At 71.9% G+C, this 5,817-nt stretch carries 6 protein-coding genes and 1 pseudogene; 5 read left to right on the forward strand and 2 right to left on the reverse strand.

Translation table 11 applies throughout. The features are described from left to right. The 5 genes and pseudogenes from MVA01S_RS32205 to MVA01S_RS28155 form a co-directional block, all read left to right on the forward strand. Positions 1–156 (forward strand): annotated as a pseudogene (locus tag MVA01S_RS32205) (precorrin-3B synthase); the annotation flags it as partial. Positions 157–165: 9 nt separating this feature from the next. Next, entirely contained in the window at positions 166–792 is a 627-nt protein-coding gene (locus MVA01S_RS28140) for a precorrin-8X methylmutase (protein WP_003933503.1), read from the forward strand. After that, positions 789–2,273, forward strand: coding sequence for a precorrin-2 C(20)-methyltransferase (locus MVA01S_RS28145; RefSeq protein ID WP_003933504.1), 1,485 nt, complete (start codon positions 789–791; stop codon positions 2,271–2,273). Before MVA01S_RS28140 ends, MVA01S_RS28145 begins: the two co-directional genes overlap by 4 nt. Before the next feature lie 77 nt (positions 2,274–2,350). Next, positions 2,351–2,968, forward strand: coding sequence for a TetR/AcrR family transcriptional regulator (locus tag MVA01S_RS28150; protein ID WP_003933505.1), 618 nt, complete (start codon positions 2,351–2,353; stop codon positions 2,966–2,968). Positions 2,969–2,980: 12 nt separating this feature from the next. Next, a complete protein-coding gene (locus MVA01S_RS28155) occupies positions 2,981–4,069 on the forward strand; it encodes a phosphotransferase family protein (protein WP_003933506.1) in 1,089 nt (362 codons plus the stop codon). Here the strand turns inward: MVA01S_RS28155 and MVA01S_RS28160 are convergent. Then, positions 4,032–5,219, reverse strand: a complete 1,188-nt coding sequence (locus MVA01S_RS28160; protein ID WP_003933507.1) for a bifunctional cobalt-precorrin-7 (C(5))-methyltransferase/cobalt-precorrin-6B (C(15))-methyltransferase — start codon at positions 5,217–5,219, stop codon at positions 4,032–4,034. The genes MVA01S_RS28155 and MVA01S_RS28160 overlap by 38 nt on opposite strands. Further along, positions 5,216–5,817: SDR family NAD(P)-dependent oxidoreductase (locus MVA01S_RS28165; protein ID WP_060941785.1), on the reverse strand; the 602-nt coding region annotated here is incomplete at its 5' end. The genes MVA01S_RS28160 and MVA01S_RS28165, both read right to left, overlap by 4 nt.

A 5,817-nucleotide genomic window follows, 5' to 3' on the forward strand; every position in this document is an offset into this window, starting at 1 on the left:
GATGTGCGCGCCGACGCCGCCGCGGCGGTCCACGAGCCCGACGCCGCAGCTCACCGGCACTTCGTCGGCTGCGAGCGGGCGTGCGGCAGCCCGGCCGAAGCCCTGGTGCTGGTCGCGACCGGAGAGGGCTACCAGGCCCGCGAACCCCACCCGTAGGGTGATCGGGTGCTCGACTACATCCGCGACGCCACCGAGATCTACCGACAGTCGTTTGCGACCATCCGCGACGAGGCGGACCTGTCACGCTTCCCCGCGGATGTCGCCCGGGTGGTGGTGCGCCTGATCCACACCTGCGGTCAGGTCGACGTCGCCGAGCACGTGGCGTTCACCCCGGATGTCACCAGCCGCACCCACTCCGCGCTCGCCGCAGGCGCTCCGATCCTGTGCGACTCGTCGATGGTCGCGGCCGGGATCACCCGCAGCCGCCTGCCTGCCGACAACGAGGTGGTGTCGCTGGTCGCCGACCCGCGCGCCCCCGGGCTGGCCGCCGAACTGGGCAGCACCCGATCCGCGGCCGCCGTCGACCTGTGGGCCGACCGGATTCCCGGCGCGGTCGTCGCGATCGGCAACGCACCCACTGCGCTGTTCCGGCTGCTCGAGCTCATCGACGACGGTCTCGCCCCGCCCGCGGCGGTGCTCGGCGGACCGGTCGGGTTCGTCGGGTCGGCACAGTCCAAGCAGGAACTCATCGACCGCCCCCGCGGGATGTCCTATCTGGTGGTGACGGGCAGACGCGGAGGCAGCGCGATGGCCGCGGCCGCCGTGAACTCGATTGCGACGGAACAAGAATGACGAAGAAGCAGGGAATCCTGTGGGGTGTCGGGCTCGGTCCGGGCGACCCGGAGCTGGTGACCGTCAAGGCGGCCCGGGTGATCGGGGCCGCCGACGTCGTCGCGTACCACAGCGCCCGGCACGGGCGCAGCATCGCGCGGGCGATCGCTGAGCCGTATCTGAGGGACGGGCAGATCGAGGAACACCTCGTCTACCCCGTGACCACCGAGACTTCCGAGCACCCCGGGGGTTACGCCGGCGCGATGGAGGACTTCTACCGCGAATCCGCCGACCGGATCGCCGCCCACCTGGACGCCGGACGCGACGTCGCACTGCTGGCCGAGGGCGATCCGCTGTTCTACAGCTCCTACATGCACATGCACACCCGCCTCACCCAGCGGTTCGACGCGGTGATCGTGCCCGGGGTGACGTCGGTGAGCGCGGCGTCGGCCGCGGTGTCGACCCCGCTGGTCCAGGGCGACCAGGTGCTGACCATCCTGCCCGGCACGCTGCCCGCCGACGAGTTGCAGCGCCGCCTGGCCGACACCGACGCCGCAGTCATCCTGAAGTTGGGTCGGTCCTATCCGGCTGTGCGGCAGGCGCTTTCGAAATCAGGGCGCATCGACGACGCGTTCTACGTCGAGCGCGCCAGCACTGAGAAGCAGCGCGTGCTGCCCGCCGCCGAGGTCGACGACGCGTCGGTGCCGTACTTCGCGCTGGCCATGCTGCCCGGCCGCGACCGCCCCGCCTCGGACACCGGCTCGGTGACCGTGGTGGGCCTGGGCCCCGGCGACAGCGGGTGGATGACCCCGCAGAGCCGGCGGGAACTCGCCGCGGCGACCGACCTCATCGGTTACGGGCCGTATCTGGACCGGGTGGCGGTGCGCGCCGGGCAACGACTGCACCCCAGCGACAACACCGACGAACCCGCGCGCGCACGGCTGGCGTGCGAGCTGGCCGAGCAGGGCCGCACGGTCGCGGTGGTGTCGTCGGGAGACCCGGGCGTGTTCGCGATGGCCACCGCCGTGCTCGAGGAGGCCGAGCGCTGGCCCGAGGTGAACGTGCGGGTGATCCCGGCGATGACCGCCGCCCAGGCCGTGGCCAGCCGGGTCGGCGCGCCGCTCGGCCACGACTACGCGGTGATCTCGCTGTCCGACCGGCTCAAGCCGTGGGACGTGATCGCCCGGCGGCTCAGTGCGGCCGCGGCGGCCGACCTGGTGCTGGCGATCTACAACCCGGCATCGAAGACGCGCACCTGGCAGGTCGCCGCGATGCGGGGCCTGCTGTTGGAACACCGCGACCCCGCGACGCCGGTGGTGATCGGCCGCGACGTATCCGGCCCGCGCGAGTCGGTCCGGGTGGTGGCGCTCGGCGAGCTCGATCCCGCCGAGGTCGACATGCGCTGTCTGCTCATCATCGGTTCCACCCAGACTCGCTGGCACCGGGCCGGGACCGGCGGCACCGACCGGGTGTTCACGCCGCGGTACTACCCCGGCACCTGAGGCGTTGACGCGCGTCGCCCATCGTTGACAGTCGTCAGAACTGCGGGTTAGGGTCGCGCGTGCAGCGAGGACTCCCGGTGCGGTCGCCGACCGACCGGCGTCAGCCGCAGAAGAGCGACCTGCGGCGCACCGCGATCCTGGAATCCCTCGACCATCACCTGCGCGAGTCCGGCTTCGACGGCCTCAACATCGCCGACGTCGCCCGCCGCGCCGGGGTCACCCGGTCGGCGTTCTACTTCTACTTCGAGAACAAGGCCGCCGCGGTGGCCGCGCTGCTGGAGCCGATGTACGAGGACGGCTTCCTGGCCAGCGACCTGCTCAGCAACACCGCACAGCCGCCCCGCACCCGCGTACGCGGAATGCTCGAGGCACTACTCGACACCGTCGACCAACACCGGTATCTGTTGCACGCCATGCTCGAAGCCCGTGCCGCCAGCGCCGCGATCCGCACCGTCTGGGACGACGCGCGGGAATCCTTCGTGCCCGCGGTGGCCGCGATGATCACCGCCGAACGCGCCGGCGGCCGCGCTCCGGACGGCCCACCGGCCGAGGTGATCGCCGGGCTGCTGCTGGAGTTCAACGACCGCCTGATGGAGCGCTACACCGTCGGCGGCCCGCTCGGCCGAGCCGAGCTGCTCGCGGGGGCGCAGACGATCTGGTTGCGCACGATCTACGCCGACGACGGCGTCCGATGAAAGGCGGTTGGCTTGACGATTCCCCGTAGCCCGCAGGACATCACGCCCGCGTGGCTGGGATCGGTGCTCGGCACCGAGATCAGCGCGGTCGACGTGGTCGCCATCGGCACCGGCCAGACCGGTGCCACCTACCGGGTCACCGCGAGCTACCCGACCGCGACGCGGGCACCGCAGACCCCCGCGACGTTCGCGGTGAAGCTGCCCGCCCAGGACGACGAGGTCCGCGAACGCGTCGCGCTGGGCTACGTGTCCGAGGTGGAGTTCTACTCCGCGGTCACCGGTCAGGTGGCCATTCCGGTGCCCGGTTGCTTCCACAGCGAGATCTCCTCCGACGGCAAGGATTTCGTTCTCGTGCTGGCCGACATGGCGCCGGCCGAGCAGGGCGACCAGATCGCCGGGTGCTCCCCCGCCGAGGCGGAGCTGGCGGTCGAGGCACTGGCCGGGCTGCACGGGCCGAGCTGGAATGCCCGGCAGTTCTTCGACCTGCCGTCGATCGTGATGCCCAAACCCGGGGACGAGGCCGCCGCCAAGGGCATGGGCGACGTCGCGGTGATGGCGGCCGACATCACCCTGGACAAGCTCGGCGCGTCGATCAGCGAGCAGGATCGCGACACCCTGCTCACCTCGATGGGCCTGGTCACCGAGTGGCTGCTGGCGGTGCCGGATCGGTTCTCGCTGATGCACGGCGACTACCGGCTCGACAACCTGCTCTACGACCCCGACCGCACCCGGGTCACCGTCGTCGACTGGCAGACCATCGGTCTTGGCCTGCCCAGCCGGGATCTGGCCTATTTCACCGCGACCAGTCTTGCGCCCGACGCCCGCGCCCAGGTCGAGCGTGGGCTGGTCGAGCGCTACCACGCCGCGCTGCTGCGCCACGGGGTCACCGACTACGACATCGAGACCTGTTGGCACGACTACCGGCTCGGCGTCCTGCAGGCTCCGTTGATCACCGCCCTGGGCACCGCGTTCGCGTCGTCCACCGAACGCGGCGACGAGATGATGCTGACCATGCTGCACCGCGGCTGCCGAGCCATCCGCGAGCTGGAGTCGATCGACCTGATCAGGTCGTACCGGGCTTCGTCACCGACCACTGGGTGACCGGCATCGCCGGCCGCCAGCCGGTGAACGAGCCGACCGCGTCGCCGTGGTAGTGCTGGAAGCGGCGCAACTGCCCGCCCTCCCGTGAATACCATTGCGCCAGCGTCGCTTCGGATTCCACGGTGACCGCGTTCGCGACCATCCGGCCGCCGGCGGGCAGCTTCGCCCAGCAGGCGTCGAGCAGGCCGGGCTGACTGACCCCGCCGCCGACGAAGATCGCCGCGGGCGGTGCGGAGACGTCGAACGACTCCGGCGCCCCGCCGGCCACCTGGACCGGCACGCCGTGGGCGACGGCGTTCTCGGTGATCCTGGCCCGCCGGGTCGCATCGCGCTCGAAAGCGACGGCCCGGCAACCCGATCCGCTGCGACACCATTCGACCGCGACGCTGCCCGACCCCGCGCCGACGTCCCAGAGCAGCTCCCCCGGCCGCGGCGCCAGCGCCGCCAGCGTGGCCGCCCGGATCGTCTGCTTGGTGATCTGCCCGTCGTGGGCGAACGCGTCGTCGGGCAACGTGCCCAGCAGGCGCTCGTCGGGGAGGTAGCGCACCGCCATCACGTTGAGGTCGTCGACATCGCCCGGCGGGCGCAGCGCCCATTCCCGTGCGGTCGAGGTGCGACGCAATTCCTTTGGCCCGCCGAGTTGTTCGAGGATCGTCAGCTCGGAGTCCCCGCGGCCGGTGTCGGTGAGCAAGCGCGCGAGCTGCGCCGGGGTCCCGCCGTTGCGGGACAGCACCACCGCCTGTCCCCCGCGGCGCACCGCGGTGTGCGGCTCGTGCCAGACCAGGCTGATGATCTCGGTGTCCTGGACCGACCAGCCCACCCGCGAACAGGCCAGCGTCACCGAGGACACATGCGGCAGCACCGCGACCTTGTCCGGGCCGTGCAGTCGGATCAGCGTACTGCCGATCCCGTGCAGCAGTGGGTCGCCGCTGGCCACCACGTGCACGTCGGCACCGCAGTCCTCCAAAAGGGTGGTCAGCGCGGGCATCAGCGGGCTCGGCCACGTCCGGCGGGTGGCCGTCACCGTCGCGTCCAACAGCTCCAGTTGCCGGCGCGAGCCGTATATCACTGTGGCCCTGGACAATTCAGTTCTGGACGCCGGCGGCAGCCCGGCCATGCCGTCGGCGCCGATTCCCACCACCACGATCACCGCGGAAGCCTACGCCAGAGCGGGCGGGGCAGCATCCGGAACACCACCGCCAGCAGCGCCAGCGGCGCCGGGACCCACACCGTGGCGCGCCCCTTGCGCAGCGCCCGCGCCGTCGCGTCGGCCACCTGCGCGGGGGTGCTCGACAGCGGCGCCGGCGTCATGCCCTGCGTCATCCTGCCGATCACGAAGCCGGGCCGCACCAGCAGCAGCCGCACCCCGGTGCCGTGCAGCGCGTCGGCCAGCCCGCTGCTGAATCCGTCCAGGCCGGCCTTGGCCGAGCCGTAGACGTAGTTCGCGCGCCGCACCCGCACCCCGGCCACCGAGGAGAACACCACCAGCGTCCCCGATCCCGCCCGGCGCATCCGGGCCGCCAGGTCGGTCAGCAGGCTGACCTGGGCCACGTAGTCGGTGTGTGCGATCGCGGCCGCGTGCGCGGGGTCCTGCTCGGCCCGCGCCTGGTCGCCGAGAATCCCGAACGCCAGCACCGCGGTGCCGATCGGACCGTGCTCGGCGACGATCCCGTCGACCACGGCGCGGTGCGACGCCAGGTCGTCGGCATCGAAGGCCACGGTGTGCACCGCGGCCGCGCCTGCCTGTT

It is taken from the genome of Mycolicibacterium vaccae NBRC 14118 = CIP 105934, from assembly GCF_001552715.1.
In the GTDB taxonomy this organism is placed as follows: Bacteria; Actinomycetota; Actinomycetes; order Mycobacteriales; family Mycobacteriaceae; genus Mycobacterium; species Mycobacterium vaccae.

Bases quoted from the DNA above. Each gene is read 5' to 3' on its own strand.
- MVA01S_RS28145 (WP_003933504.1), top strand. From the start codon at position 789: ATGACGAAGAAGCAGGGAATCCTGTGGGGTGTCGGGCTCGGTCCGGGC.